At 63.9% G+C, this 22896-nt stretch carries 23 protein-coding genes; 13 read left to right on the forward strand and 10 right to left on the reverse strand.

The features are described from left to right. Positions 1 to 6: 6 nt before the first annotated feature. The 3 genes from lspA to AC097O_RS08145 form a co-directional block, all read right to left on the reverse strand. Positions 7 to 516, reverse strand: a complete 510-nt coding sequence (gene lspA / locus AC097O_RS08135) for a signal peptidase II (protein WP_479592307.1) — start codon at positions 514 to 516, stop codon at positions 7 to 9. Beyond that, positions 516 to 3338 carry an isoleucine--tRNA ligase gene (gene ileS / locus AC097O_RS08140; protein ID WP_479592308.1) on the reverse strand — a complete coding sequence of 941 codons (2823 nt, stop codon included), beginning with the start codon at positions 3336 to 3338 and terminating at the stop codon, positions 516 to 518. The genes lspA and ileS overlap by 1 nt, the downstream gene beginning before the upstream one ends. Before the next feature lie 82 nt (positions 3339 to 3420). Beyond that, positions 3421 to 4458 carry a bifunctional riboflavin kinase/FAD synthetase gene (locus tag AC097O_RS08145; RefSeq protein WP_479592309.1) on the reverse strand — a complete coding sequence of 346 codons (1038 nt, stop codon included), beginning with the start codon at positions 4456 to 4458 and terminating at the stop codon, positions 3421 to 3423. 142 nt (positions 4459 to 4600) lie between these two features. Between AC097O_RS08145 and AC097O_RS08150 the strand changes: the two genes are divergently transcribed. Beyond that, positions 4601 to 5158 (forward strand): HNH endonuclease, encoded by a 558-nt coding sequence (locus AC097O_RS08150; protein ID WP_315186046.1) that lies wholly within the window; start codon positions 4601 to 4603, stop codon positions 5156 to 5158. 63 nt (positions 5159 to 5221) lie between these two features. Here AC097O_RS08150 and AC097O_RS08155 read toward each other — a convergent pair whose 3' ends face one another. Both AC097O_RS08155 and AC097O_RS08160 read right to left on the reverse strand, forming a co-directional pair. Beyond that, positions 5222 to 5764 (reverse strand): proprotein convertase P-domain-containing protein, encoded by a 543-nt coding sequence (locus tag AC097O_RS08155; protein WP_479592310.1) that lies wholly within the window; start codon positions 5762 to 5764, stop codon positions 5222 to 5224. Between the two features lie 256 nt (positions 5765 to 6020). After that, positions 6021 to 6680 (reverse strand): YceH family protein, encoded by a 660-nt coding sequence (locus AC097O_RS08160; RefSeq protein WP_479592400.1) that lies wholly within the window; start codon positions 6678 to 6680, stop codon positions 6021 to 6023. Positions 6681 to 6693: 13 nt separating this feature from the next. On the opposite strand from AC097O_RS08160, the gene purN reads away from it, so the two are divergent. Next, on the forward strand, positions 6694 to 7287 hold the full coding sequence (purN, locus tag AC097O_RS08165; RefSeq protein WP_479592311.1) for a phosphoribosylglycinamide formyltransferase: 594 nt from the start codon (positions 6694 to 6696) through the stop codon (positions 7285 to 7287). A 37-nt stretch (positions 7288 to 7324) separates the two neighbouring features. On the opposite strand, the gene AC097O_RS08170 is transcribed toward purN, so the two are convergent. After that, on the reverse strand, positions 7325 to 8011 hold the full coding sequence (locus tag AC097O_RS08170; RefSeq protein ID WP_479592312.1) for an EF-hand domain-containing protein: 687 nt from the start codon (positions 8009 to 8011) through the stop codon (positions 7325 to 7327). A 188-nt stretch (positions 8012 to 8199) separates the two neighbouring features. Here AC097O_RS08170 and AC097O_RS08175 point away from each other — a divergent pair, with 188 nt between their 5' ends. Both AC097O_RS08175 and AC097O_RS08180 read left to right on the forward strand, forming a co-directional pair. Then, complete coding sequence (locus AC097O_RS08175; RefSeq protein ID WP_479592313.1) at positions 8200 to 8949, forward strand: response regulator; 750 nt, start codon at positions 8200 to 8202, stop codon at positions 8947 to 8949. After that, positions 8937 to 9968 carry an ATP-binding protein gene (locus AC097O_RS08180; protein WP_479592314.1) on the forward strand — a complete coding sequence of 344 codons (1032 nt, stop codon included), beginning with the start codon at positions 8937 to 8939 and terminating at the stop codon, positions 9966 to 9968. The genes AC097O_RS08175 and AC097O_RS08180 overlap by 13 nt, the downstream gene beginning before the upstream one ends. Here AC097O_RS08180 and AC097O_RS08185 read toward each other — a convergent pair. Then, positions 9940 to 10188: a DUF1653 domain-containing protein gene (locus AC097O_RS08185; RefSeq protein ID WP_479592315.1), complete on the reverse strand. Its 249-nt coding sequence runs from the start codon at positions 10186 to 10188 to the stop codon at positions 9940 to 9942. The genes AC097O_RS08180 and AC097O_RS08185 overlap by 29 nt on opposite strands. A gap of 43 nt (positions 10189 to 10231) precedes the next feature. On the opposite strand from AC097O_RS08185, the gene AC097O_RS08190 reads away from it, so the two are divergent. Together AC097O_RS08190 and AC097O_RS08195 are read left to right on the forward strand one after the other, a co-directional pair. Beyond that, positions 10232 to 11503, forward strand: coding sequence for an RsmB/NOP family class I SAM-dependent RNA methyltransferase (locus AC097O_RS08190; protein ID WP_479592316.1), 1272 nt, complete (start codon positions 10232 to 10234; stop codon positions 11501 to 11503). A 123-nt stretch (positions 11504 to 11626) separates the two neighbouring features. After that, on the forward strand, positions 11627 to 12844 hold the full coding sequence (locus tag AC097O_RS08195) for a DesA family fatty acid desaturase (RefSeq protein WP_479592317.1): 1218 nt from the start codon (positions 11627 to 11629) through the stop codon (positions 12842 to 12844). Between the two features lie 141 nt (positions 12845 to 12985). Here the strand turns inward: AC097O_RS08195 and AC097O_RS08200 are convergent, their stop codons facing one another. Both AC097O_RS08200 and AC097O_RS08205 read right to left on the reverse strand, forming a co-directional pair. Then, positions 12986 to 13645, reverse strand: a complete 660-nt coding sequence (locus tag AC097O_RS08200; protein ID WP_479592318.1) for a CBS domain-containing protein — start codon at positions 13643 to 13645, stop codon at positions 12986 to 12988. Positions 13646 to 13687: 42 nt separating this feature from the next. Continuing rightward, complete coding sequence (locus AC097O_RS08205; protein ID WP_479592319.1) at positions 13688 to 14350, reverse strand: hypothetical protein; 663 nt, start codon at positions 14348 to 14350, stop codon at positions 13688 to 13690. A gap of 20 nt (positions 14351 to 14370) precedes the next feature. Between AC097O_RS08205 and AC097O_RS08210 the strand changes: the two genes are divergently transcribed. Together AC097O_RS08210 and AC097O_RS08215 are read left to right on the forward strand one after the other, a co-directional pair. Beyond that, the gene (locus AC097O_RS08210; protein WP_479592320.1) at positions 14371 to 16755 is read left to right on the forward strand and encodes a UvrD-helicase domain-containing protein; all 2385 of its coding nucleotides are present in this window, start codon (positions 14371 to 14373) and stop codon (positions 16753 to 16755) included. A 67-nt stretch (positions 16756 to 16822) separates the two neighbouring features. Then, a complete protein-coding gene (locus AC097O_RS08215) occupies positions 16823 to 17065 on the forward strand; it encodes a hypothetical protein (RefSeq protein WP_479592321.1) in 243 nt (80 codons plus the stop codon). A gap of 768 nt (positions 17066 to 17833) precedes the next feature. Here AC097O_RS08215 and AC097O_RS08220 read toward each other — a convergent pair. Continuing rightward, the gene (locus tag AC097O_RS08220; protein ID WP_479592322.1) at positions 17834 to 20011 is read right to left on the reverse strand and encodes a PhoX family protein; all 2178 of its coding nucleotides are present in this window, start codon (positions 20009 to 20011) and stop codon (positions 17834 to 17836) included. Positions 20012 to 20145: 134 nt separating this feature from the next. On the opposite strand from AC097O_RS08220, the gene AC097O_RS08225 reads away from it, so the two are divergent. From AC097O_RS08225 to arsH, 5 genes are all read left to right on the forward strand, one after another. Next, on the forward strand, positions 20146 to 20484 hold the full coding sequence (locus AC097O_RS08225; protein WP_479592323.1) for an ArsR/SmtB family transcription factor: 339 nt from the start codon (positions 20146 to 20148) through the stop codon (positions 20482 to 20484). A gap of 96 nt (positions 20485 to 20580) precedes the next feature. After that, positions 20581 to 21081, forward strand: coding sequence for an arsenate reductase ArsC (locus AC097O_RS08230; RefSeq protein WP_479592324.1), 501 nt, complete (start codon positions 20581 to 20583; stop codon positions 21079 to 21081). Next, on the forward strand, positions 21078 to 21764 hold the full coding sequence (locus tag AC097O_RS08235) for an aquaporin (RefSeq protein WP_479592325.1): 687 nt from the start codon (positions 21078 to 21080) through the stop codon (positions 21762 to 21764). Before AC097O_RS08230 ends, AC097O_RS08235 begins: the two co-directional genes overlap by 4 nt. Further along, entirely contained in the window at positions 21761 to 22186 is a 426-nt protein-coding gene (arsC, locus tag AC097O_RS08240; RefSeq protein ID WP_479592326.1) for an arsenate reductase (glutaredoxin), read from the forward strand. Before AC097O_RS08235 ends, arsC begins: the two co-directional genes overlap by 4 nt. Then, positions 22176 to 22892, forward strand: coding sequence for an arsenical resistance protein ArsH (arsH, locus tag AC097O_RS08245; RefSeq protein ID WP_479592327.1), 717 nt, complete (start codon positions 22176 to 22178; stop codon positions 22890 to 22892). Before arsC ends, arsH begins: the two co-directional genes overlap by 11 nt. Positions 22893 to 22896 lie beyond the last annotated feature (4 nt).

A 22896-nucleotide genomic window follows, 5' to 3' on the forward strand; every position in this document is an offset into this window, starting at 1 on the left:
CTTGGTCTACTTGCCGCGCTTGACCCGCAGCAGCTCGTCCAGAATCAGGCTGATCGCGCCGATGGTGATGGCCGCGTCGGCCACGTTAAAGGCGGCAAAGTGCATGCCGCGCCAGTGGAAGTCCAGAAAGTCCACCACGTAGCCGTGCAGCATCCGGTCCACCACGTTGCCGATCGCGCCACCCAGAATGCTGGCCATGGCAAACGAGAACAGCTTTTGCCCGGCGTGTGCGCGCAGCATGTAAATGATGAACACCGCCGCCACTACCCCGATGCCGGTAAAGAACCAGCGCTGCCAGCCGCCCGCACCCGCCAGAAACGAGAACGCCGCGCCGGTGTTGTGGGCCCGCACGATGTTGAAGAAGCTGGTGACATAGGTGCTGTCGCCGAGCTGGTAGTAGCCCATGATCAGCACTTTGGTGAATTGGTCGGCGATCAAAATGATCAGCGCCAGGCCCAGCCAGGGGACCAGGCTGGCGTTGGACTTGCCAAAGGTGGATTTGCTTTTGGTCGCCATTACGCAAACGTCCGGGTTTCACCGGCTCCATACAAATTGCTGCTGCAGCGGCCACACAGGGTGGGGTGGGCCGCGTCCACGCCCACATCGGGCGTGTAGTGCCAGCAGCGTTCGCATTTGGTGTCCGAACTGGCCTTGGCGCTTATGGATAGGGCGGGAGCAGCTACCAAAGTAATAGCGGATGTGATGAACACAAACTTCAGGTCCGCACCCAGGCTGGAGAGCAGCGCAAAGTCGTCGGCAGGCACGGCCAGGTCCACATTCGCCTGCAGCGATGCACCCACCTTGCCGTCGGCGCGCAGCACTTCGATGTCCTTGTTGACCGCGTCGCGGATCTCGCGGATGCGGCTCCACTTGGCCAGCAGGTCGGCATCGGGCGCGGGCAGCTCGGCGTAGGTCTCCAAAAAGATGGAGTCGCTGCTGCCAAAGATCTTCCAGGCTTCTTCGGCCGTGAAGCTGAGGAACGGTGCCATCCAACGCAGCATGGCGTGGGTGATCTGCCAGAGCGCGGTTTGGGCACTGCGGCGGGCCAGCGACTTCGGCGCGGTGGTATAGAGCCGGTCTTTGAGCACGTCCAGGTAAAACGCGCCCAGGTCTTCGCTGCAATACACCTGCAGCTTGGCCACCACGGGGTGGAATTCGTACACCTCGTAGTGCGCCAGGATGTCGGCCTGCAACTGGGCGGCGCGGCCCAGGGCGTAGCGGTCGATTTCCAGCAACTGGTCAAACGGCACAGCGTCGGTGGCGGGGTTGAAGTCGCTGACGTTGGCCATCAGGAACTTCAGCGTGTTGCGCACCCGGCGGTAGGTGTCCACCACGCGGGCCAAAATCTTCGCGTCGATGGCCAGGTCGCCCGAGTAGTCGGTAGACGCGCACCACAGGCGGATGATTTCCGCGCCCATCTTGTCGCTGACTTCTTGCGGGGCCACCACATTGCCTTCGCTCTTGCTCATCTTGCGGCCTTTGCCGTCCACCGTGAAGCCGTGGGTCAGCAGGCCTTTGTACGGCGCGTGGTCGTACATGGCGCAGGAGGTGAGCAGCGAGCTGTGGAACCAGCCGCGGTGCTGGTCGTGGCCTTCCAGGTACAGGTCGGCGGGCCACTGCGATTGCTCTTTGTGGCTGGCGCGCAGCACGTGCTCGTGGGTGGTGCCGGAGTCGAACCACACGTCCAGGATGTCGTTGACCTTGCTGTATTCGGCAGCATCGGTGCCGATGATGGACTCGGCCGTGGCCTTGCTCCAGGCCTCCACGCCGCCGGTCTGCACCATGGCCGCAGCTTGGTCCATGATTTCCATGGTGCGCGGGTGCAGCTCGCCCGTGGCGGTGTGGATAAAGAAGGGCAGGGGCACGCCCCAGTTGCGCTGGCGGCTGATGCACCAGTCGGGCCGGCCCGCGATCATGTCGCGCAGCCGGGTTTTGCCGTTTTCCGGGTAGAAGCTGGTTTCCTCGATGGCGGCCAGGGCCAGCTTGCGCAGGGTTTGCGGGGCTTTGTCCACGGTGAATACGCCCTCGCCCTCGTCCATGCGGATGAACCACTGGGCGGCGGCCCGGTAGATCACCGGGGTTTTGTGCCGCCAGCAGTGCGGGTAGCTGTGGGTGATGGTCTCGGTGGCAAACAGGCGGTTGTGTTCGCGCAGCTTCTCGATGACCAGCGGCGCGGCTTTCCAGATGTTCAGCCCGCCAAACAGCGGCAAGTCGTCCACGTAGCGGCCATTGCCTTGCACGGGGTTGAGGATGTCGTCCGTCTTGATGCCATTGGCCACGCAGGAGTTGAAATCCTCTACGCCGTAGGCGGGCGAGGAGTGGACGATACCGGTGCCGTCGTCGGCCGTGGCGTAGTCAGCCAGGAAGATGGGGCTCAGGCGCTGGTAGCCAGGGTCCACGTCATACAGCGGGTGTTTGAAATTGATGAGGGCCAGATTTTCGCCCAGGGCGGTGGCCAGCACGGTGCCGGTCAGGCCGAAGCGGGCCGTGGCTTTTTCGACCAGGTCCTCGGCCAGCAGCAGGATACCGCGCTCGGTTTGCACCAGGGCGTAGGTGAGGGCCGGGTTCAGGTTCAGGGCCTGGTTGGCGGGGATGGTCCAGGCGGTAGTGGTCCAGATCACGGCGAAAGCCGGGCCTGCCAGGCTGTCCAGGCCAAAGGCGGCGGCCAGCTTTTCGGGCTCGGCGCATTCAAAGGCCACGTCCAGCGTTTGCGACTTCTTGTCGGCGTATTCGATCTCGAATTCGGCCAGCGAGCTGCCGCAGTCGAAGCACCAGTACACGGGCTTGAGGCCCCGGTACACAAAGCCGCGTTCCATGATGCGTTTCAAGGCGCGGATTTCGTTGGCCTCGTTGGCGTAGTCCATGGTGCGGTAGGGGTTGTCCCACTCGCCCAGCACGCCCAGGCGCTTGAAGTCGCTCATCTGCCCTGCAATCTGCTCGGCGGCGAAGGCGCGGCTCTTGGCCTGCACCTCGTCGCGGCTCAGGTTGCGGCCATGCAGCTTTTCGATGGCGTTTTCGATGGGCAGGCCGTGGCAGTCCCAGCCGGGCACGTAGGTCGCGTCCATGCCCTTGAGCTGGCGCGCCTTGACGATCATGTCCTTCAGGATCTTGTTGACGGCGTGGCCGATGTGGATGTTGCCGTTGGCGTAGGGCGGGCCATCGTGCAGCACAAACTTGGGCGCGCCCAGGCGGGCATCGCGCAGGCGCTTGTACAAACCCTGGTCTTCCCATTCCTTGACCCAGCCCGGCTCGCGCTTGGGCAGGTCGCCGCGCATGGGGAAGGGGGTGTCGGGCAGGTTCAGGGTGCTGCGGTAATCGGTGGCGGTTGATTCGGTCATGGGATTTCTTGGGAACACGTTGGAGAGGCAGCCGACAGGCGCAGGCTGCAGGATCTAATGGCCGCAGGGGCCCAGAGATCGTCTAAATTCGGTCGCGCGTTGTCTGGCGGCTGGGGTCGAAGTGTTGGCTGGCGAAGTACGCGCGTGCGTCGTCGCAGTCTTTGGCGATGCCGATTTGCAGGGCATCCAGACTGTCGTATTTCAATTCGTCATGCAGTTTGTGCAGCAGTTCCACGCGGATGATTTTACCGTAGGCCCCCTCGGCATCCAGGCTGGCGGGCCAGTCCAGGCAATGGGTTTCCAGCAGCACGCGGCCGCCGTTGATGTCGTTCGGGTCCAGCGAGGGGCGGATGCCCAGGTTGGCCACGCCCACCAGGGCGGTTTCACCCAGGCCGTGCACCTTGACGGCAAAGATGCCGCTGGCGGCAGGCTTCCAGTGGGCAAAGCGCAAATTCAGGGTGCGAAAGCCGTCCTGGCGGCCCGGGGCCGATTCACCCAGTTGCCGCCCCAGCTTGCGCCCGTGCACCACGTGGCCGCTGATGCTGAACGGGCGGCCCAGCAGGCGGGCCACGTCCTCCATGCGGCCTTCCTGCAGGGCGGTACGCACGGCAGAGCTGGACACGCGGGTGCCGTGCACCTCGTAGCTGTTCATGCGGGCCACATCAAAGCCCCGGGTCTCGCCCGCGGCATCCAGCATGGCGTAGTCGCCCGCGCGCTTGGCGCCAAAGCAGAAGTCATCGCCCACCAGCACATAGCGCACGCCCATGCCGCGCACCAGCACGTCGTCGATGAAGGCCTGGGGCGATTGGGCGGCAAACGGGGCATCGAAGGGCAGCACCACGGTCTGGTCCACGCCGCAGCGCTGCAGTTCGGTGAGTTTGTCGCGCAGGGTGGCGATGCGGGCCGGGGCCAGGTTGGGCTGGCCGTGGGCCTGGGCAAAGTAGTCGCGCGGGTGCGGCTCGAAGGTCATCACCGAGCTGGGCACGCCGCGGTGGCGGGCTTCGTTGATCAGCAACGCCAGCATGGCCTGGTGGCCACGGTGCACACCGTCAAAGTTGCCGATGGTGAGCGCACAGTGGGGCGCAATGCCAGGGTGTTGGAAGCCACGGAAAACCTGCATGGAGTGGTATCTTTTTGATAGCGGATTGCGCCCGTCGAATAAGCGCTGTCACGTAATAACGCATGGAACAAGGTATATTGTGACTTAGTAGGCAAATAGCATTTCCGGTAAGCGGTCGTTCAACTGATCCAGGAGGCGTGTTTTGAAGGTCTTGAAGCTCTCAGCCCAAGGGCTGCCCCAGTCGTGGATATCGCTGGAGCAGGCCGTTGTCCACTACGCTGCCGAAGAGGTGCGCTGGGAGATGGGCGCGCAGGTGGCGGTGTTCCATGGCGGGCACAACGCCATCACGGGCGAGCAGTCCATCATCACCGTCAACAGCATCATCGGCACGCGCGGCGTGCCCAATATCAACCCGTTCGACCTGCGCCCCAGCCTGACCAACACCAAGCTGTTTGTGCGCGACCGCAATGTCTGCGCTTACTGCGGCAACCATTTCCATGAGGATGATCTGACCCGCGAACACATCAAGCCGCTGGGCCAGAAGGGTGCCGACACCTGGATGAACGTGGTCACCGCGTGCCGTGCCTGCAACCACCGCAAGAGCAACCGCACGCCCGAGCAGGCCCACATGCCGCTGCTGTACACGCCCTACGTGCCCAGCCTGTGGGAAGACTTTATTCTGCGCAACCGCCGCATCCTGGCCGACCAGATGGATTTTCTGATCGCCCACGTGCCCAAGTCGTCGCGGCTGTTAATTTAGCGCGGTAGTGGTTTGCCCATAAAAAAAGCAGCCCAAGCTGCTTTTTTTATGGGTGGGATCGGTTTAAACCGACTTGCGGCGGCGGGCAGCGGCTAAGCCGGCCAGGCCCAAGCCCAGCAATGCCACGGAGCTTGGTTCGGGCACGTTTTGGGTGGTGCCATTGATATCCAAGCCCCAGCTATTGATGCTGCCAACATCTCCGCCTGCCAGGTCTTGCACGCGCAAGGTCCAGGTGCCGAATGCGTCCATGCCGTCAAATATGGACAGTAGCCCATCTGCGGTATATGAGCCGGTGAAGGGGGCCGCGCTAAAGCGGATGGCAAGGCTGGCTTCGTCATCAAATACCGTGTTGATGAAGTTGTCGCCATTGCTACCACGGTTTTCAGATAAGACGACTGCCGTCGCGTTGGGGGCGATGAGGCTGATTCGCATGTCGCCATCCCAAGTGTGCGTCAGATTGTTCAGCAAGACGTTCAGGTCCGTGATGCTGGTATGGCTGTTAACCGTCAATGTGGACGACACATCGCACAAATCGCAAATGGTTACGGGCACGTTGGCGCTGGTGTACACGGTCGCCTGGGCGGATGCACCAAGGCCCAGTGCCATGGCGGCTGCGAGAGCAAGTGTTATAGATTTTATTTGCATGTAATCTGCTTATTTTGTATACGACAAAATTGCCGTATACAATAATTAGCAAAATGTGAGCCAGTTTGTAAAATAATAAAAAAACCAATGAAATCAACAGCATGTGTGCTTATATAGACTGAATCAGTCTTGCGGAATGCAGAAATGTAAAGAAATTCGACGTTTTGAAGATGTCGGTGTTACACCGTTCGATGGATTTGTAACGGTACATTCCGCATCACAATCCCAGCTCGGAGCACAGCTTCTGCACCGTTGCCCGTAACTGGGCCATTTCTTCTTCCAAAGTTTCAATCCGCGCCTCCAGCCGGGTGCTGTTGCCGCCCTCGGGGGCTGCTTTGGTGCCCATGGCGTTGGCATCCACCGGGCCGCACAGCAGGTGCGCCCAGCGCTGCTCGCGCTCGCCCGCGCTGCGCGGCAGCTTGACCACCAGCGGGCCGCCTTTTTCTTCGCTGCGCTCCAGCATTTCGTCCAAAAAGCCTTCCACCGAGGAGATGTCGGCAAATTTGTACCAGCGCTCGGTGTTCAGCCGCAGCTCGCCCGCGGTTTGCGGGCCGCGCAGCATCAGCAAGCCCAGCACCACCGCGGACTGCTCGGGCACGCCCACGCCGCGCTGGAAATTGTGTTCAAAGCGGGTGACCCGGCTGCCGCTGGATTCGCGCACCAGGGTCAGGTCTTTCAAATTGCCCAGGGCCTCGGCGATTTCGGCCTCGGTCAGGTTCATGGTGGGTTCGCGGCTGGTCTTCTGGTTGCAGCCGCTGAGCAGCGCCACCATGGACATGGGGTAGCTGTCGGGAACGGTGCGGGCTTTTTCCATCAAAGTGGCCAGAACGCGGGCTTCGGTGGGGGTCAGGAGGAGGGGGGTGGTGGGCACTGGGATAATTCCGGTCAATATGAAGAACATTGTTATTTTGATCTCTGGCGGCGGCTCCAACATGGCGGCCATCGTGCGCACCTCTCTTCGCGACGACTGGGCCGGGCGTTTGGGTGCCAAAGTGGTGGCGGTGGTGAGCAACAAGGCGGCTGCCGGGGGGCTGGAGCTGGCCCGTGCACAGGGCCTGGCGACCGAAGTGGTGGAGCACAAGGCCTTTGCCGGTGCGCCCGATCCGCGCGCGGCTTTCGATGCCCAACTGGCGCAGGTGATTGACCGCTATGCGCCCGCGCTGGTGGTGCTGGCGGGCTTCATGCGCATCCTGACCCCTGGCTTTGTGGAGCGCTACGCGGGGCGCATGGTCAACATCCACCCCTCGCTCTTACCGGCTTTTACGGGGTTGAACACCTACCAGCGGGCGCTGGACGCAGGCTGCTGCTTCGCCGGGGCCACCGTGCACCAGGTGACCGCCGAGCTGGACCACGGCCCCATCCTGGGCCAGGCCGTGGTGCCGGTACTGCCGGGTGACACCGCGCAGGTGCTGGCGGCGCGGGTGCTGACCCAGGAGCACCTGCTGTATCCACGCGTGATTGCGGATTTACTACAGAAAATGTAGCTGCTCGTGCTTATTCGATAAGCGCAGAGGCCTTATTTCATGCCGAAACGCTGAGCGTGGTGCCGGTGGACTTGGCCAGCCCAGCCGCCATCTCGGTGTACTGCTTGAGCACCTGCTGGGCCAACTGGTTGATATCGATGCGGTCGGTGCTGGTAGAGGAAGACTTTTGCAAAGTCTCGACTGCCGTGCCCACCTGCTTGGCAAAGGCATCGGCTTCGGTGTGGCTGAGCCTGCCGTCCTGGTCGGTATCGATGGCTTGGAGCAGGGCTTGCAGCGTGTCCGTGGTACTGGTCGTGCCACTGGCGGCCCCGGCGGCGGCCTCGGCGGCCGAGACGATGCCGTCCTGGTTGGTGTCCAGCGGGTCGAACGTTGTGCTGTCGCTGGCAGGCGGTGGGCCACCGAGGGGCGGGCCGCCCGCGCCGCGCGTTTGCGAAAACTCCACGGTGCTGGGCAGGGGCACGATGCTGGCGATGCCGCTTTTCAGCTCATCGGCATCCAGGCTGCCATTGCTGTCGGTGTCGAGCTCGGTCACCAGGTCGGCGGCGGTGCGGGTGTTGGTGACACCGGTGCGCTCGGACACCTTGTCCATCAGGGTTTGCAGCTCGGTGCTGTCCACGCCACCGCTGCCGTCGGTGTCGGTCTTGGCGAACAGCTTGGCCTTGCGCTCGGCGGCCTGCGCGGCCCAGGCGTTGCCGCTGTTACTGATGCTGCTGATGGAGGCCATGGGAGTCCTTTGCTCTTTGAAGTCGTTCGCCTGATTCTTGTGTCGCTGGGTAAAGCAGGCTTGTCCGGTTTGTATCGGGCTTGGTACAAAAGCCGGTTTGAGCCTTGGAAAAGACGGGTAAAGAGCCGCCAGTTCTGCGCTTAGGGGGCCTGGGGCCTGCCTACACTTTTTGGCGAAATGAGTACCTTATGAACCCCTGTCGGCAAATTCTGGTCGTGGACGACGACGAAGGCATCACCTCGCTGCTGCGCGACTACCTGTCGGGCTTTGCGTTTTGTGCCCACACGGCCAGCGACGGCCCCAGCATGCACCGGCAGCTGGCCGCCTTGCCCATCGACCTGGTGGTGCTGGACGTGATGCTGCCCGGCATGGATGGGCTCAGCCTGGCGCGGGAGCTGCGCCAGCGCTCGGCCATTCCCATCATTATGCTGACCGCCCGCACCAGCCACTTTGACAGGGTGCTGGGCCTGGAGATGGGGGCCGACGACTACATGGGCAAGCCCTTCGAGCCGCGCGAGCTGGTGGCCCGCATCCACACTGTGCTGCGCCGGGCCGCGTCGGTGCACGACCGCATCCTGCAGGAGGTGGGCAGCGATGTGGTGTATTTCGACGGCTGGGCCTTGCACCGCCACGAGCGGCGGCTGACTGCCCCCTCGGGCCTGGTGGTGCCGCTGTCCAACGCCGAATTTCGCCTGCTGTCGAGCTTTCTGGCCGCGCCGCGCCGCCTGTTGAGCCGCGACCAGTTGATGGAGCAGGCCCGGGGCCGCGCCATGGACGCGTTCGAGCGCAGCATCGACCTGCTGGTGTCGAGGCTGCGCATCAAGCTGAGCGACGCCACCCAGCCGGGTGACGCGCCGTCGATGATCAAGACCGTGCGCGGCTCGGGCTATATGTTCACCGCCCAGTCGGTGCAGGGCCAGCCCGCGTGGCCGCACTGACGCGCCTGCTGCCCGCCACCCTGTTTGGCCGCCTGGCCTTGCTGCTGTGCGTGGCGGTGCTGGCCAGCCATGTGCTGGCGTTGACCATGATGTTCCAACTTGGCCCTCCCATGGAGCCGGGTGGCCCGCCGCACCATCCGCCCCCACCGCCAGACATGTCGGTCTGGTCCATGCCCGGCCTGTGGATGGACATCGGCGTGCGCCTGAGCGCCCTGGTGCTGGCGGCCTGGATTGGGGCCCGCTGGCTGTCCGAACCCATCCGCCGCCTGGCCCGCGCCGCCAAGGCCCTGGGCCAGGACATCGACCACCCGCCGCTGGCCGAAGACGGCCCGCTGGAGTGCCGCGAGGCCAGCCAGGTGTTCAACCAGATGCAGGCGCAGATCCGCCAGCAACTGCGTGACCGCGACCGCTTTGTGGCCGCGGTGTCGCACGATCTGCGCACCCCGTTGACGCGGCTGCGGCTGCGCGCCGAAGGCCTGGCCGACCCGGCGCAAAAGCGCGCCTTTCAGAACGATGTGGTCGAGATGGACGCGATGATCACCGCCACGCTGGACTATCTGCGTGGCGCAGCCGATGAAGAGCCCTTTGTGCGGCTGGATCTGGAGTCGCTGGTGCACAGCATGGCCGACGACCAACTCGCCTGCGGGCACACGGTGCGCATCACCGGCAGCGCCGCCCCGCTGCGGGCCCAGGCCTCGGCCCTGCGGCGCTGCATTGGCAACCTGGTAGACAACGCCATCCGCTACGGCGGCGCGGCGCATATTCAGCTCACGGACGGGGTCGATTGCCTGCTGGTTGAAATCATGGATCCCGGCCTCGGCCTGCCGGAATCCGAGCTGGAGCAGGTGCTGGCCCCGTTTTACCGGGTCGAAGCCTCGCGCAACCGCCACCACGGCGGGGTGGGTCTGGGCCTGTCCATTAGCCATGACATCGCCCGCAAACACCGGGGCAGCTTGCAGTTGCGCAATGGCGACGCGGGCGGGCTCGTGGCTACGCTGCGGCTGCCGCGATCAGCGTAAAGCGCGGCTGGCGTACGCCATCGATCACCACCTCTTCTTCAAACATGGCCGCCGGGCGCACCCACAGCCCGTGTTCGCCATAAAGGGCGCGGTACAGGGTCAGGGGCTCCAGGGTTTCGCTGTGCCGCACCGTGCCGACCACGTCGTACAGCATGCCTTTGTAGTGGCGGTAACGGCCTGGCGGGGTGGTGATGAGCGGGGGCAGGGTGGGTTCGGACATGGAAATATCGGGGGTAAAAAAGCGGCGTGGGACAATCGGGGTTATGCATCCTAAAGATTTCCTCGACGAGTGTTCTGAACTCGTACGCCAAGCCCTCCAATTTGAACACCCTGCCGACTCGGTGGTTTCGCGGTTTTTCCGCGACAACCGGTCGCTGGGCCCACGCGAGCGCGCCACCCTGGCCGAAACCGTCTACACGGTTTTGCGCAAAAAACTGCTGTTTGACCACCTGGCTCCTTCAGGCAGCGGCTCCAAGCAGCGCCGTCTGGCCATTCTGGGCTTTCACGGCCCACGCGACTTTCTGTATGGCGCACTGACCGACCAGGAAAAAACCTGGCTGGAAAACTGCGACAAGGTCAAAACCGAAGACCTGCTGGACCGCCACCGCCACAACCTGCCCGAGTGGCTGGTGCAGCCGCTGAAAGAGCAGCTCAAAGACGAATTCTGGCCGCTGGTGGAAAGCCTGGTCCACGGCGCAGGCCTGGATTTGCGCGTCAACGCCATGACCGCCAAGCGCGACGACGTGCAAAAAGAGCTGGCCAAGGTCGGCATCAAATCCGTCGCCACCCCGTATTCGCCCTACGGCTTGCGCCTGGCCGACAAGCCTGCGTTGACCAAGCTCGATGCCTTCACCCGTGGTGCCATCGAGGTGCAAGACGAAGGCTCGCAACTGCTGGCCCTGCTGCTGGATGCCAAGCGTGGCGAAATGGTGGTGGACTTCTGCGCCGGTGCCGGTGGCAAGACCCTGGCCATCGGTGCGGGCATGCGCAGCACCGGTCGCCTGTATGCGTTTGACACCTCGGGCCACCGCCTGGACGCGCTCAAGCCCCGGCTGGCGCGCAGCGGTTTGTCCAATGTGCACCCCGCAGCCATCGCCCACGAGCGCGACGACCGCATCAAACGCCTGACCGGCAAGATCGACCGGGTGCTGGTCGATGCCCCGTGCTCCGGCCTGGGCACCCTGCGCCGCAACCCCGACATGAAATGGCGGCAAACCCCCAAGGCGGTGGAAGAGCTGGTGGTCAAGCAAACCGCGATTTTGCAAAGCGCTGCACGCCTGCTGAAACCCGGTGGCCGCCTGGTGTACGCCACCTGCAGCATCTTGCCCGCAGAGAACGAAGAAATCGCGTTGGCGTTCTCGGCAGCGAATCCTGACTTCACCCCCCTTGAAACCGCCGACATCCTGACCCATCTGAAGGTGGAGAACGCGGCCAGCCTGTGTAGCGGCCCGGTCAGCGGCGGCGAATTTTTGCGCCTGTGGCCGCACCGGCACGGCACAGATGGCTTCTTTGCGGCGGTCTGGCAGAAGAAATAAGGCCCAAACTGTATGCGGCTAGAGACGGAGCCCTAGGAGTTTTTGGGGCTCCTGCATACAATAGAAGGCTGGCCAGCACACTCCTGATCGCTCGCCCATATTAAAGACCAAGGCTCTTACCTTATGTTGTTACCCGATTGGGCTGTGTTGAACGCAGCTGTTGACTGGCTTGCGAACGGACTGTTGAACCTGTCCTGGTGGCAGATCGTGTTGTACACGCTGGCCACCACCCACATCACCATTGCCAGCATCACCATTTACCTGCACCGCCACCAGGCGCACCGGGCGATGGACCTGCACGCGCTGCCAGCCCACTTCTTCCGTTTCTGGCTCTGGCTGGCCACCGGCCAAGTCACCAAGGAATGGGTATCCATCCACCGCAAGCACCACGCCAAGTGCGAAACCAAGGACGATCCGCACAGCCCCGTGGCCCACGGCATCAAAACCGTGTTTTGGACCGGTGCCGAGCTGTACCGCAAGGAATCCAAGAACCTGGAAACCATCGCCAAGTTCAGCCACGGCTGCCCCACCGACTGGATCGAGCGCAACCTGTACAGCCGTTTCAGCTGGCAAGGCGTGGGCCTGATGCTGATCTTGAACCTGGCCCTGTTTGGTGTCGCCGGTTTGACGGTTTGGGCTATCCAGATGGTGTGGACGCCTTTCTGGGCTGCTGGTGTCATCAACGGCATTGGCCACTACTTTGGCTACCGCAACTTTGAAGCGCCCGATGCCAGCACCAACATTTCGCCCTGGGGCATCATCATTGGTGGTGAAGAGTTGCACAACAACCACCATACCTATCCCACGTCGGCTAAGTTCTCGGTTAAGCCTTACGAGTTCGATATTGGCTGGATGTACATCTGTGCGCTGGAAAAAGTCGGTCTGGCCAAGGTCAAAAAGACCCCGCCCAAGCTGCAACTGGGTGCCGTCAAGCCCGTAGCCGACGAGAAGACGCTGGAAGCGCTGATCACCAACCGCTACGAAGTCATGGCCGGTTTTGCCCGCGAAATGCGCCAGGCCTGCACGGCCGAGCTGGAAGCCATCAAGGCCCGCAAGGGCGATGTGTCGGCTCTGCAAGCCGCCCGGCGCTGGATGCACCGCGATGCCGAAAAAGTACCCGCGTCCGCCAAGCCGCACCTGGACCAGGCCCGTGCCGCCCACCCCGTGCTCGACAAGATGGTGGTGATGCGCGAAGAGCTGCGCCAGATGTGGCTCAACACCTCGCAGTCACGTGAACAGCTCACCATGGACCTGCAAGCCTGGTGCCACCGCGCCGAAAGCAGCGGTATCAAGGCCTTGCAAGACTTCTCCATGAAACTGCGCGCCGCCCATATTGCGTGAACACCCCCAGGCTTGCGCACTTTGTGTCGCAGCGCCACCCCCCTTGCAGGGGGCAACACCAGCAGCCTGGCAAAGCCAGTTCTGCGGTGTTTCTGGACAAACAGCAAAAAGCCCGCTAACGCGGGCTTTTTGCTGTGTGGGCTATCCCCACACGTCCAGCGGCGGATCGTTGGCCACGGCCCGCAGGATGTCGGTGCGCGAGACAAAACCCGTGAGCGTGCCGTTGTCGTCCACCACCGGCAGGCCGGGCAGATGGGTGTCCAGCAGCACCTGGGCAACGCGGCGAATGTCGGTATCTGCCGTCACGCTGGTCACCGGGGTCCACATCACACTGGCCACGGGCAGGGCCATGCGATCCGCCCAATCGGTTGCGTTGGGGGTCTCCAGCGTGGGGTAGATGTCGGCCCGCAGTAGCAGCCCGACCAACTGGCCTTGTGCGTCCACCACCGGCATCTGGCCGACGCGGTGGCGGGCCAGCAGGGCGGCGGCCATGGCCAGCGGCGTATCGGTGCGCACGGTCATGGCGGGCTGGGTCATCAGCAGGCTGACCCGGTCCAGCGGTTGGCGCGGCGTGTAGTGCTCGCTCACCTGGGCGTAGGCGGCCACCGCCGTGGCGGGCAGCAAGGCTTTGGGGTGGGGTGTTTCGGCCTCGAACGGTGTCACGGACAGCTCGGGCTCCAGCACCAGGTCGTTGGCTTCGATGGGGTGCAGGCGCGCCACGGCATTCACCTTGTCGATATGGCGCAGTTGCTCCACCGTTCCGGTGAACACACGCCCCGTGACCCCATAGACTGAAAACATGGCTTGTACCCTCCTGCGGTATACAAACTAACACATTCCGTGTTATTCGTCTGCGTCCGCGCACACCGACTGCGCTACCGCCACCACCCGTGCACTGGCATCCTCTACCCAGCCTATGACCCGCAGGCGGGCGGCTTGCGCGCCTTCGGGAACGCCCAGGGGGCGGATTTCTGCGTGTGCACCGGGTGCGCTCCAGTCCAGTACCAGGCTGTTGCGCACCAGATTGCGTTCCACCGCCGTGCCATCGACCCCGGCCGGAATGGTTTCCACCAGTACCAGCCAGGCCGTGAGCGGGCCGTGGGCCGTGGTGGGCTCCGTTTGCAAGGCGATGGAGGTGCCAATGTAGCCGCCCAGCGCCGGACCACGGGCCACACGCAGTGCCAAAGGCGGTGGCAGGGGGGCGGCGGGGTCTGCGGCCAGCCCCAGGGCTTGCAGCCGGTCCAGGCCGTCCTGGCGGGCCGCAGCCGACAAAGGTGCGTCGTCGCCCTGCGCACCGGGCAGGATCCAGTCCAGGGCTACCGCGCCGAGGCGGGGCAGGGCGGCGTGCGCATCGCTCCAGCAGGCCTCGCAGTCGGCGCTGATGAAGCGCTCCAGCAAAGCCGTGGGTGCCGGTTGCCCTTCGCTGGAGCAGGATGCCTGGGCCAGGGCCACCTGGTGCAGCGCCAGCAGCAGGGCGGCGGCTGCAAGGGCGAGGGATGGTTTCATGGGGTTCCTACAATCGGAAGATGTTCTCTGTAAATACTAACTTGCCCGCCGACAACGCGCCGCTCCTGCACAACCTTAACCCTGAGCAGTTGGCGGCGGTCACCCTGCCCACCGGCCATGCGCTGATTCTGGCCGGGGCGGGTTCCGGCAAGACCCGGGTGCTCACCACCCGCATCGCCTGGCTGCTGCAAACCGGGCGCGTCACCCCCGGCGGCATCCTGGCGGTCACCTTCACCAACAAGGCCGCCAAGGAAATGGTGCTGCGCCTGGGCACCATGCTGCCCATCAACGTGCGCGGCATGTGGATCGGCACCTTCCACGGCCTGTGCAACCGCCTGCTGCGCGCGCATTACAAGCTGGCCAACCTGCCGCAGAGCTTCCAGATCCTGGACACCCAGGACCAGCTCAGCGCCATCAAACGTTTGATGAAGCAATTCAATATAGACGACCAGCAGTACCCTGCCAAACAAACCCAATGGTTCATCGGCAACTGCAAGGAAGAAGGCCTGCGCCCCGGCGATGTGGAAAGCCACGACCCGCAAACTCGCAAGAAAATCGAGATCTACGCGCTCTATGAAGAGCAGTGCCAGCGCGAAGGCGTGGTCGATTTTGGCGAGCTGATGCTGCGCAGTTACGAGTTGCTGCGCGACCAGGATGCCATCCGCGAGCACTACCAGCGCCGCTTCCGCCACATCCTGATCGACGAGTTCCAGGACACCAACAAGCTGCAGTACGCCTGGATCAAGATGCTCAGCGGCCACGGCCCCAAAGATTTGGCCAGCGGTACGGCCCTGCCCGGCGGCAGCGTGCTGGCGGTGGGCGACGACGACCAGAGCATCTACGCCTTCCGGGGTGCGCGGGTGGGCAACATGGCCGACTTTGTACGCGAATTTGGCGTGACCCAGCAGATCAAGCTGGAGCAAAACTACCGCAGCTTCAGCAACATCCTGGACTCGGCCAACCAGCTCATCAGCCACAACAGCAACCGCCTGGGCAAAGACCTGCGCACCACCCAGGGCCCTGGCGAGCCGGTGCGGGTGGTGGAGAACCCGCGCGACCTGGACGAAGCCCAGTGGATCGTGGATGAGGTCAAGCAACTGGTCCGCGACGGCATGCCGCGCCAGGAAATCGCCGTGCTCTACCGCAGCAACGCCCAAAGCCGGGTGATCGAAACCGCGCTGTTCAACGCCGCCATTCCCTACCGCGTGTTTGGCGGCCTGCGCTTCTTCGAGCGGGCCGAAATCAAGCACGCGCTGGCCTATCTGCGCCTGCTGGAGAACGCCAACGACGACACCAGCTTTCTGCGCGTGGTCAACTTTCCTCCGCGCGGCATCGGTGCGCGCAGCCTGGAAATTTTGCAAGATGCCGCCCGTAGCAGCGGCTGCTCGCTGCATGACGCGGTCAGCATCATCCCCGGCAAGGCGGGGGCCAACTTCGGTGCCTTCGTGGCCAAGCTGGACGTGCTGCGTGAGCAGACTGCAGGCCTGTCTTTGCGTGAAATCATCGACCTGGTGCTGGACCACAGCGGGCTGCTGGCCCACTTCAAGGCCGACCGCGAGGGCGAAGACCGGGTGGAAAATTTGGAGGAGCTGGTCAACGCGGCAGAAAGCTTTGTTTCGCAGCAGGGCTTTGGCCGCGATGCCGTGGCCCTGCCGCTGGACGAGCTCAGCCAGTCCCCCGCCAGCCAGGGCCTGGATGCCAGCTTGCCCGCCGCCGACGGCTTCATCGACCAGGACAGCGGCGAAACCCTGTCGCCCCTGGCCGCCTTCCTGACCCACGCCGCCCTGGAAGCGGGCGACAACCAGGCCAAGGCCGGGCAAGACGCGGTGCAGCTCATGACCGTGCACTCCGCCAAGGGTCTGGAATTTGACGCCGTCTTTGTCGGCGGCATGGAAGAAGGCCTGTTCCCGCACGAAAACTCGCTCAGCGACCGCCAGGGCCTGGAAGAAGAGCGCCGCCTGATGTATGTGGCCATCACCCGCGCCCGCCAGCGCCTGTACCTCAGCTTCTCGCAAAGCCGCCTGCTGCACGGCCAGACCCGCTACAACCCGCGCAGCCGCTTCTTTGACGAGTTGCCTGAATCGGCGCTGAAGTGGATCACCTCCAAACCCTCGGGTTACGGATTTGCTCCTAAATCAGGAGCTTCTCACGCTTATGGATACAGCGCTGGGGGCACTTTTAATAAAGAGAATGCGCCTTTCGCCAGCCCCCCCGTGCCACCGCAAAAAACCGCTCCCAGCCACGGCCTGCGGGTGGGCATGCAGGTGTTCCACACCAAGTTTGGCGAGGGCAAGGTCAATCTGCTGGAAGGCAGCGGCGACGATGCCCGCGCCCAAATCAACTTCCCGCGCCACGGCGTGAAGTGGCTGGCTTTGAGCGTGGCCAAGCTCACGCCTGTGCCCTGAAGCGCTTGTCTTCATAGCGTCACACAAGGCGCGCAGCATGGCGGGCACCTAATCCAAGGAGCCCGCCATGACAGACCTGAAAGAATTCCACGTCGGCGACTGTGTCGTCTCGCTGTTTGCCAAGCCGCTGGTGGACGGCACCTGGCTGGCCCGCGTGGGCATTGCGCAGCACTACGGCATGCCCATCCCCAGCCAGCGCACCTTCAGCTTCGACAACCCGTTTGTGTCGGAAGACTCCGCCCTGGCCCACGCCCGCGAGCAGGGCCTGCGCATTGCGCGCGACCCGGTGGCGTTTTTGCAGATGGCGTAATTTGCGGCTGGATGGGTATGGCTCCTTCCCCCGCCGGGGGAAGGTTGGGATGGGGGGCTCAGTCCTTACGGTCGGATGGCGTCAATCGGCATCCCTGGCCGGGAGTTGCGCCCGGCGGCGCAGTGACTTTTCTTTTGCGCAAAAGAAAAGTCACCAAAAGAAAGGCGCCCCAACTGTCTGCGCCCCTGCGCTGGCGCTACGGGGAACCTGCGGTGCTCGCTTTGGGCGGGGTCTGGCTAAACTCGCCTGCGGCTCAAACAGACGCCAGCCCTTTTCCGCCCAAAGCTGTGCTCCTCGGCGCATACAGATGGGGACCCCGGGGATCGGTGGCGCTTTGCGCTACATCGCGCCTAGGGCGCGAGCCCGGCAAGGCCGGGCTGGGTGTCCGCTCCCGTGTCCACGCCGTGTGGCGTCGGCGAGTAGCGCAGGGCTGGGCGGATCAGGGCTGGCGTTGTTTGAGCGCAGCGAGTTTAGCCAGACCCCGCCCAGACCGAGCAACGCAGCGTACCGGCGCAGCCGGGCGACGACTTCGGCTCGCCTTTTCTTGCTGACTTCTTTTGGCGAAGCAAAAGAAGTTAGTCGCCCGCCGGGGCGAGACCCGGCCAGGGATGTCCGTGGTGGTCACCCACCGCATCGTACTTTCATGCCAAATCGGCCTCTACCGCCCATTCCTTAAGCACAGAGAGCTATACAAAAAGTAGCGTTGTTGGCCATCAAAAAAGCCCGCTGGTTGAATGCCAGCGGGCTTTTGGCGAGGCAGGCTGTGAATTACGTTCCGATACGCCCACCGTCGATCTTGGTGATCACGATGGTGGCCGAGCGGGGGCGCTGGCCTGCGCCGTATCCTGCGTTGGCGGGCCACTGGCTGGTGTACTTGGCGGGGGTGTTCACGTCGGCCATCTTGGTGCCTTCGCCGGGGTGCTGGATGTTGATGAACAACGCGCGGCCATCGGGGGTTTCGCACAGGCCGGTGATTTCGCAGTCCTTGGGGCCCACCAGAAAACGCTTCAGCGTAGCCGGGGTAGGGGCTTTGCCCACGTAGGTGTCCACCTTTTTCACGCTGCCGTCGGCACGCGGGAAGCTCAGCGTCTTCTTGCCACCGTCGCCCACGCGGCCTGGCATACCGGCCAGCAGCATGCAGTTGGTCTTGTCGGTATAGGCACCGTCGTCGGTCTGGATCCAGCACAGGCCGGTGGCCTCGCTGAAGGCCAGGCCGTCGGGGGCGGACATGTCGTTGTCGTCGGTCAGGCCGGACAGGTTGACCAGGCTCTTGTCGGCATCGGCTTCGGCGGCAAACAGGTACACGTCCCAGGTAAACGCGGTGGCGGTGGGCGTGGCCTGGGCGGCACGGATGATGTGGCCGTTGACGTTGCCTTTGCTCTCCTTGCCGTCCTTCATGTCGCTGTAGCTGCGCGGGTTGGCGGCATCGGTAGACACTTCGCCATCCACGGTGCGGTTGGAGTTGTTGGTCAGGCTCATGTAGAACTCGCCGGTGCGCGGGTTGATGCCACCCCACTCGGGGCGGTCCATCTTGGTGGCACCGGCAGCGTCGGCGGCCAGGCGGGTGAACACGGCGATGTCGGCAGCGGTCTTGAACTCGAAGTCGGGGTAGGCGGCGATGAAGGGGTTGTTCATCGACAACTCCAGCCACTCACCGGTGCCGTCGGCCTTGAACTTGGCGGCAAACAGTGTGCCCTGGTCCATGTACTTGTCGCCCACGGCCAGGCGGTCGGCGGGGTTGGCATCGGCGGCATCCCACTTGGCAGCCGAGACAAACTTGTACATGTATTCGCCGCGTGCATCGTCGCCCATGTAGGCCACCACGGGCTGGCCGACCACCGGCTTGGAGAAGCTCACGCTCTCGTGGGCAAAGCGGCCCAGGCCAGTGCGTTTGCGCAGGGGTTGCTGGGTGTAGGCATCCATTTCGACCACAAAGCCGAAGGTGTTCATCTCGTTGCGGTAGTCGCCCTGGGCGTTGGCCGCGATGGCGCTGTTGTTCCAGCGCACGTACTGGTCGGCGGTGCCACCGGTTTCCCAGCCGTGGCGGCTGGCGGCACCGGCGGGGCGGCCATAGCGCACCAGACCGGCTACCGACGGGTCTTTTTTGCCGCGCTTGTCGTCGTCTTTGGCATCGCGGGTGAAGTAGCCAAACCAGTTTTCTTCGCCCGACACAAAGGTGCCCCAAGGCGTTTTGCCGGTGCCGCAGTTGTTCAGCGTGCCACGGCAGCGGGTGCCGTCGGCGCTGTACTTGGTGACCATGTGGGCCGTACCCATGGCCGGGCCGCGCAGCACGGCTTCGGTCATGCTGGTGACGCGGCGGTTCAAGGCCGAGCCGGGCTGGTACTTCCAGGCACCGCCGGCGGTGCTGACTTCCACCACCGACAGGCCGTGGATGGCCAGCTCTTTGTCCACCTCGGCCGCAGGGCGGGGCAGGGCGGATTTGCCGCCGTTGGCGTGGATAAAGAAGGACGACAGCTTTTCGTCCGTGGTGGCTTCGTGGTTCATGGCCAACAGGCCGCGGTTCGTCGAGCTGAGCGATGGTTTGCCGTTGGCATCCAGACCAAACCATTCCATGCCGTCGTGGTGGTCGCCCGCGCGCTTGTCCATGTCGGCATCGCTGCCGTCGTTTTTGAAGGGTGTGGCACCGCCCAGGATCGGGTCGCCCAGGGCGTAAATGATTTCCACCTTGTAGCCCGCAGGCACGCTTACCGCATCGGCCAGGCTCTTGGGCACGGCGTTGAAGGCCAGCAGGCGCTCATTGCTGGCGGACTGCATCGCGCTGTCGGTGGCGCAGCCAGTGATAGCTGCTGCGCCCAGCAGCGTGGTGGCTGCCGTGCCTGCACCGCTGACCAGCAGGTTGCGGCGGCTCAAACGTGTGTCTAGTACGGCATCAAAGTGCGGGTTGGCCGAGCGGTTGGAGTCTTCTTCGTTGAAAGGGGAGTTCATATGCGTGGGGGGGGGTGTAGGAGGAATGGGGGTAACCCCGTGATCATCCTTGCCCGATATGACAACGCCGTGAAACTTGAATGACAGGCTGGGATGCTGGGTTTTTATTTCAATAATTCAATTAAACTTGAAATATGAAAACGATTCCGCTCGATGAAACCGCTGCCGTCCGCGCCCTGGCAGCCCTGGCCCAGGCCCAGCGCCTGCGCGCCTTTCGCGCCCTGGTGGTGGCCGGGGCCGAAGGCCTGACCCCCGGTGCCATGGCCGAGCAACTCGGCGTGGCCCCCAGCGCACTGTCGTTCCACCTCAAGGAGCTCACCCACGCGGGCATGGTAGCCAGCGAGCCACGTGGCCGCAACCTGGTGTACCGCGCCCAGTTCGACCAGATGAATGCGCTACTGGCCTACCTGACCGAGCACTGCTGCCAGGGCGCGGCCTGTGCGGTGACCGATGCGGGCTGTGTGGACTGCTAGGTCGAAATTTATAAGAAATAGGGCTCTAGCGCCCTATCCATAAGCGCAACAAGCTCTTTATTTAATAGCATTTTCCTTTCACCACTGGAGATTCCCATGGAAACCCAAGCCATCAACGTCCTGTTCCTGTGCACCCACAACTCGGCCCGCAGCATCCTGGCCGAAGCCATGCTGAACCACATTGCGCGGGGTCGGTTCAAGGCCTATTCCGCAGGCAGCAGCCCGCGTGAGAACCAGCAGCCCAACCCCCTGGCTTTGCAGGTGCTGCAAACCGCCGGGGTCAGCACCGAGGGCCTGCACAGCAAGAACTGGGACCAGTTTGGCGGCTTGAACGCGCCGCATATGGACCTGGTCATCACCGTGTGCGACAACGCCGCCGGTGAAGCCTGCCCCTACTGGCCCGGCCAGCCCGCCACCGCGCATTGGGGCTACCCCGACCCGTCCGAAGTGCCGGGCACCGATGCCCAGCGACTGGAAGCCTTCCGCCAAACCCTGCACGCTATCCGCCGCCGCCTGGAGCTGCTGGTCAACTTGCCCGCCGCCAGCATAGACAAGCTGATGCTGCAGACCGCCGTGCGCTCGCTGTCCACATCGTGAGCCGCGCTGTCCACCCCCACAGCCTGCCCCAGCAACTGCTGGCCGAGTGCCTGGGCACGGCGGCGCTGCTGTGCGCAGTGATTGGCTCCGGCATCATGGCCGAGCGGCTGGCGGGCGGCAATGTGGCGGTGGCGCTGCTGGCCAACACGCTGGTGACGGTGTGGGCGCTGTATGTGCTGATCGAAACCCTGGGGCCGGTGAGCGGCGCGCACTTCAACCCGCTGGTGACCTTGGTTATGTGGTCAAAAAAGCAGCTAGCGCCCATGGATAGGGCGCAAGCAGCTCTGCTTTTTATAGTGTTTCAACTGCTGGGTGCGGTGCTGGGGGCCTGGCTGGCGCACGCCATGTTCGACCTGCCCCTTCTGCAAACCAGCGCCAAGCTGCGCACCGGCAGCGGCCAGTGGATCGCCGAGGCGGTGGCTACCGCCGGGCTGATTTTCACCATCCTGCGCGCCCCGGCGGGCAAGGCCAGCCTGCTGGTGGCCAGCTACATCGGCGCGGCCTACTGGTGTATGGCCAGCACCAGTTTCGCCAACCCCGCCGCCGTGCTGGGCCGAAGCTTAAGCGACAGTTTTGCGGGCATCGCCCCAGTTAGCGCGCCCGGCTTTGTGCTGGCGCAGTGCGCAGGCGCGCTCATCGGCCTGGGCCTGGCCACCCTGTTTGAAACGAAAGAAAAACCATGACCACCACCATCTTCCACAACCCGGCCTGCGGCACCTCTCGCAACGTGCTGGCGCTGATCCGCAATGCGGGCATAGAGCCCACCATCGTCGAATACCTGAAAACCCCGCCCAGCCGCGCCCAGTTGCTGGCCTTGCTCGCCCAGCTGGGCCTGCCGGTGCGTGCCGTGCTGCGCAAAAAGGGCACGCCCTACGAAGAACTGGGTTTGGCTAACCCCGAGCTCAGCGACGACACGCTGCTTGACGCCATCCTGGCCCACCCCATCCTGCTGGAGCGGCCCATCGTCACTACGGCGCTGGGCAGCAAGCTGTGCCGCCCGTCCGAGGCGGTGCTCGACATCCTGCCCGCGCCGCAATTGGGCGCGTTTGCCAAGGAAGACGGCGAACAGGTCGTCAACGCCCAGGGGGAACGCCTTGTCCCCTAATGTGTTACCTAATATCGCCCCCGCGCTGTTCCAGGTGCCCACCCAGGCCGCCCTGCACAGCGCGCCGCCCAGCACCCACCCGCCGCGCATCCTGCTGCTGTACGGCTCGCTGCGCGAGCGCTCGTTCAGCCGCCTGCTGAGCGAAGAGGCCGCCCGGCTGCTGACGGCCATGGGCGCGGAAACCCGCACCTTCGACCCGCACGGCCTGCCGTTGGCCGACGGCGCGCCCGACACCCACCCCAAGGTGCAGGAGCTGCGCGAGCTGGTGCTGTGGAGCGAGGGCATGGTCTGGACATCGCCCGAACGCCACGGCGCGATGACCGGCACCATGAAAACCCAGATCGACTGGATTCCGCTCACCCAGGGCGCGGTGCGGCCCACCCAGGGCAAAACGCTGGCGGTGATGCAGGTTAGTGGCGGCTCGCAGTCGTTTAACGCGGTGAACCAGCTGCGTGTGCTGGGCCGCTGGATGCGCATGCTGACCATCCCCAACCAGTCGTCGGTGGCCAAGGCGTTTCTGGAATTTGACGAGGCCGGGCGCATGAAACCCTCGGCCTACTATGACCGGGTGGTGGACGTGGTGGAAGAACTGCTCAAGTTCACCTTGCTGACCCGCGACGCGTCGGCCTACCTGGTCGACCGCTACAGCGAGCGCAAGGAAAGTGCCGAAGCGCTGTCCCAGCGCGTGAACCAAAAAACCCTTTAGAACC

It is taken from the genome of Rhodoferax sp. LS1P39 (genome assembly GCF_056521425.1).

What these genes read in the sequence shown, in the direction of transcription:
- lspA (WP_479592307.1), bottom strand. Translation starts at nt 516, where the DNA reads ATGGCGACCAAAAGCAAATCCACCTTTGGCAAGTCCAACGCCAGCCTG.
- ileS (WP_479592308.1), bottom strand. Translation starts at nt 3,338, where the DNA reads ATGACCGAATCAACCGCCACCGATTACCGCAGCACCCTGAACCTGCCC.
- AC097O_RS08145 (WP_479592309.1), bottom strand. Translation starts at nt 4,458, where the DNA reads ATGCAGGTTTTCCGTGGCTTCCAACACCCTGGCATTGCGCCCCACTGT.
- AC097O_RS08155 (WP_479592310.1), bottom strand. Translation starts at nt 5,764, where the DNA reads ATGGCACTGGGCCTTGGTGCATCCGCCCAGGCGACCGTGTACACCAGC.
- purN (WP_479592311.1), top strand. Translation starts at nt 6,694, where the DNA reads ATGAAGAACATTGTTATTTTGATCTCTGGCGGCGGCTCCAACATGGCG.
- AC097O_RS08170 (WP_479592312.1), bottom strand. Translation starts at nt 8,011, where the DNA reads ATGGCCTCCATCAGCAGCATCAGTAACAGCGGCAACGCCTGGGCCGCG.
- AC097O_RS08175 (WP_479592313.1), top strand. Translation starts at nt 8,200, where the DNA reads ATGAACCCCTGTCGGCAAATTCTGGTCGTGGACGACGACGAAGGCATC.
- AC097O_RS08185 (WP_479592315.1), bottom strand. Translation starts at nt 10,188, where the DNA reads ATGTCCGAACCCACCCTGCCCCCGCTCATCACCACCCCGCCAGGCCGT.
- AC097O_RS08190 (WP_479592316.1), top strand. Translation starts at nt 10,232, where the DNA reads ATGCATCCTAAAGATTTCCTCGACGAGTGTTCTGAACTCGTACGCCAA.
- AC097O_RS08195 (WP_479592317.1), top strand. Translation starts at nt 11,627, where the DNA reads ATGTTGTTACCCGATTGGGCTGTGTTGAACGCAGCTGTTGACTGGCTT.
- AC097O_RS08200 (WP_479592318.1), bottom strand. Translation starts at nt 13,645, where the DNA reads ATGTTTTCAGTCTATGGGGTCACGGGGCGTGTGTTCACCGGAACGGTG.
- AC097O_RS08205 (WP_479592319.1), bottom strand. Translation starts at nt 14,350, where the DNA reads ATGAAACCATCCCTCGCCCTTGCAGCCGCCGCCCTGCTGCTGGCGCTG.
- AC097O_RS08210 (WP_479592320.1), top strand. Translation starts at nt 14,371, where the DNA reads ATGTTCTCTGTAAATACTAACTTGCCCGCCGACAACGCGCCGCTCCTG.
- AC097O_RS08215 (WP_479592321.1), top strand. Translation starts at nt 16,823, where the DNA reads ATGACAGACCTGAAAGAATTCCACGTCGGCGACTGTGTCGTCTCGCTG.
- AC097O_RS08220 (WP_479592322.1), bottom strand. Translation starts at nt 20,011, where the DNA reads ATGAACTCCCCTTTCAACGAAGAAGACTCCAACCGCTCGGCCAACCCG.
- AC097O_RS08225 (WP_479592323.1), top strand. Translation starts at nt 20,146, where the DNA reads ATGAAAACGATTCCGCTCGATGAAACCGCTGCCGTCCGCGCCCTGGCA.
- AC097O_RS08230 (WP_479592324.1), top strand. Translation starts at nt 20,581, where the DNA reads ATGGAAACCCAAGCCATCAACGTCCTGTTCCTGTGCACCCACAACTCG.
- arsC (WP_479592326.1), top strand. Translation starts at nt 21,761, where the DNA reads ATGACCACCACCATCTTCCACAACCCGGCCTGCGGCACCTCTCGCAAC.